Annotated in this window: 3 protein-coding genes; 2 read left to right on the top strand and 1 reads right to left on the bottom strand. The window is 52.1% G+C overall.

The annotated features are described in order from the left end of the window. Positions 1–128 precede the first annotated feature (128 nt). Positions 129–1,217, bottom strand: coding sequence for a mechanosensitive ion channel family protein (locus ACI3UA_RS04270; protein ID WP_439723591.1), 1,089 nt, complete (start codon positions 1,215–1,217; stop codon positions 129–131). Between the two features lie 289 nt (positions 1,218–1,506). On the opposite strand from ACI3UA_RS04270, the gene panC reads away from it, so the two are divergent. Next, positions 1,507–2,352: a pantoate--beta-alanine ligase gene (gene panC, locus ACI3UA_RS04275; RefSeq protein WP_439723592.1), complete on the top strand. Its 846-nt coding sequence runs from the start codon at positions 1,507–1,509 to the stop codon at positions 2,350–2,352. An 86-nt stretch (positions 2,353–2,438) separates the two neighbouring features. Then, positions 2,439–2,822, top strand: a complete 384-nt coding sequence (gene panD, locus ACI3UA_RS04280; protein ID WP_154406647.1) for an aspartate 1-decarboxylase — start codon at positions 2,439–2,441, stop codon at positions 2,820–2,822. Positions 2,823–2,867: the final 45 nt, after the last annotated feature.

Here is a 2,867-nt window from a genome sequence, read left to right on the forward strand (position 1 = left end):
CCTTTTTTGTGTTCTTTGCCGCCGCAAAGAAATTTACTGCAGACAAAAAATATCGCATGGCGCGCCGGAACGTGCCATGCGATATTTTATTGCGATTCTTGCTTCTGCCTATGCGCCTGTTTTTATTTTTACTGCTGCCTCTCCGCCTGATGATTGTATACCGTCCTGATAGGAAACGGAATTTCTATCCCCTCCTGACGGTAGCGTCTGGTCAGTGCCTTGATGAACTCATGCTTCAGCCTGAACTGGTCGGCAAACTGGCTGCAGTGCAGTACCACATTAAAATCTATGCTGCTGTCATTGAATGTGTGAAAGTACACCGCCGGCTTTTTGGTCACAGTGGCATCAATCTCTTTCGTCACCTGCTCCGCCACCTCCACAGTGACCTTTTCCACAAAATCCAGATCGCTGTCATAGGCGACGCCGCACGGCACCTTGATGGACATATCCGGCTCCGGCATGCAGTAGTTGGTGATAATCGCGCTGGAAATCTTCTGATTCGGCACCACTATGGCATTGCCGGAGGTGGCGATAATGGTCGTAAACCGCCATGTGATGTCCTCCACCCGGCCCTCTTCGCCGGTACTAAGCCGCACATAATCATCAATGCTGAGCTGCTTGGACATCAGGAGATAGATGCCGGCGCAGATATTGGCAAGGGTTTCCTGCAGGCCGAGGGCGATTGCCATACCGCCGATACCCATAGCCGTCAGAAGCGGCGCCACCGAAATCCCCATAGAGCTCAGAATCAGCAGGATGCCCAGGGCGTAGATAACCACATTGACGATGTTGGGCAGCAGGCTGGTCTGGGGAATGTTTTCGTGCCGCTGGGCATAAAGCTCAATAAAGCCGGTGGATGCCCTGGCCAGCACCTGAAACAGTGTAAAGCTCAGCCATGCCGACAGTATATAGGAAAACAAGTCCACTGCCGCCCATTTGAGGCTGGTGGAATTTATCAGCCAGTAGAGGGTGGAGCCTACAATCCACGCCCGCGGCAATCCCCGTGCCGCCTTCAGCAGTATGTGCTTGAGGGAAATCTCCTCCGTATCCGAAAAACGCCTTGCCAGCCTGCTCTCCACCAGGCTGTTGATAAACTGCCCCAGGCACAGCGCCGCCAGCAGGATGCACACCGGCACCAGCAGCATATCCACCAGTTCCTCCGGGGTAATATTTTTCATCATGCCGATAAACTCATAAATATTAAAGGATTCTCCCATAAAATACCTCCCTCTCCTGTATGACAATTGGCATAAGCGAGCACGCCTGCTCCAGCCTTGCCGATGATTGGTATATTATACACTATTTTTTTCACTTTTGTATTGTATTTTTCAAAAAGTTATGATATGCTATCGCGTGGCAGTTGATATCCTTTATATTTTGCGGGCGGCATCCCCGGCGAGCTGCACCGGACGGCATAACTGTCATATTGTGATACCTGTGCGTCTTTGGGGAACCCGAAGGCGTTTTTGTTTTTCTGTATTTGTTGTGTGCAAGGAGACGATAAAGATGAAAATTTTGCGTACTGTTGCCGAGATTACCGAATTTGCCAAATCTGCCCAGCAGGCAGGCCGGGTGATTGGGCTGGTGCCTACCATGGGCGCACTGCACGAAGGCCACCTCACCCTGATGCGCACTGCCAGGGCAAAATGCGATGTGGTAATCGCTTCCGTTTTCGTAAATCCCGTCCAGTTCGGCCCTAATGAGGACTATGATGCCTATCCGCGCCGCTTCGAGGAGGACTGCCGGAAACTGGAATCCGCAGGCGTAGACGCAGTTTTCCATCCGGAGCCGGAGGAAATGTACCCTGCCGGCTACGGTACCTACGTCAACGTAGAGTCTGCCTTCACAGGCAAGCTGTGCGGCGGCCAGCGTCCGGGACATTTCCGCGGCGTAGCCACCGTCGTTACCAAGCTGATGAACCTGAGCCGCGCCCAGGAGGCATTTTTCGGACAGAAGGATGCCCAGCAGGTGCTGGTTATCCGCCGTTTCGTCAAGGATTTGAACATACAGGTCAACATCAACATGGTGCCGATTGTCCGCGAGGAATCCGGCCTTGCCAGAAGCTCCCGCAACGCCTATCTGTCCGAGGCGGAAAAGACTGCCGCCCTGGTGCTTTCCCGCAGCTTGAAAAAGGCAGAGGCCGCCTATGAGGCCGGTGAAAAATCCGTAGCCGCCCTGAAAAAAATTGTCCGTGCCGAGATTGATGCCGAGCCGATGGCCGCCATTGACTATGTGGAGCTGTACAGCTTTGACGAGCTGAAGGAAATCGAAACCGTCAGCGGCGAAAGCCTGCTTGCCATCGCTGTGAAGATTGGTAAAACCCGCTTAATCGATAATATCATAATCGGCTGAAAAATTGCCGAAAAACCGTCGTAAAAGGGCAATTGATAGATATTTTGCGCCTGTCAGAAGCAGGCAAAATTAGAAAGGAACAGAACATGATACTAAATCTGCTGAAATCAAAAATCCATTGCGCCACTGTTACCGAAGCAAACCTGAAATACATGGGCAGTATCACCATTGATGAAGCGCTGATGGAGGCCGCCCACATCCTGCCCAATGAACGTGTGCAGGTAGTGAACAACAACAACGGTGCCCGCCTGGAAACCTACGTCATCCCAGGGCCGCGCAATTCCGGCGTCATCTGCCTCAACGGCTCTGCCGCCCGCATGGTACAGCCCGAGGACATTGTCATCATCATGGCCTACGCCTTCTTTGACGAGAAGGAAGCTGCCGCCTACAAGCCGACCGTAGTCATGGTTGACGAAAAAAATGCCGTCAAGGAAATCCGTTCCATTGAATACCACGGTCAGACTGAATAAGAGCAGGATAAAAAATTGTATTCCTGCATAAAAAAACTGCGTGCA

The organism is Anaerovibrio sp. (assembly GCF_051866355.1).
Classification (GTDB): domain Bacteria; phylum Bacillota; class Negativicutes; order Selenomonadales; family Selenomonadaceae; genus Anaerovibrio.

Coding starts and splice junctions, on each gene's coding strand:
- panC (WP_439723592.1), top strand. CDS start 1,507: ATGAAAATTTTGCGTACTGTTGCCGAGATTACCGAATTTGCCAAATCT.
- panD (WP_154406647.1), top strand. CDS start 2,439: ATGATACTAAATCTGCTGAAATCAAAAATCCATTGCGCCACTGTTACC.
- ACI3UA_RS04270 (WP_439723591.1), bottom strand. CDS start 1,217: ATGGGAGAATCCTTTAATATTTATGAGTTTATCGGCATGATGAAAAAT.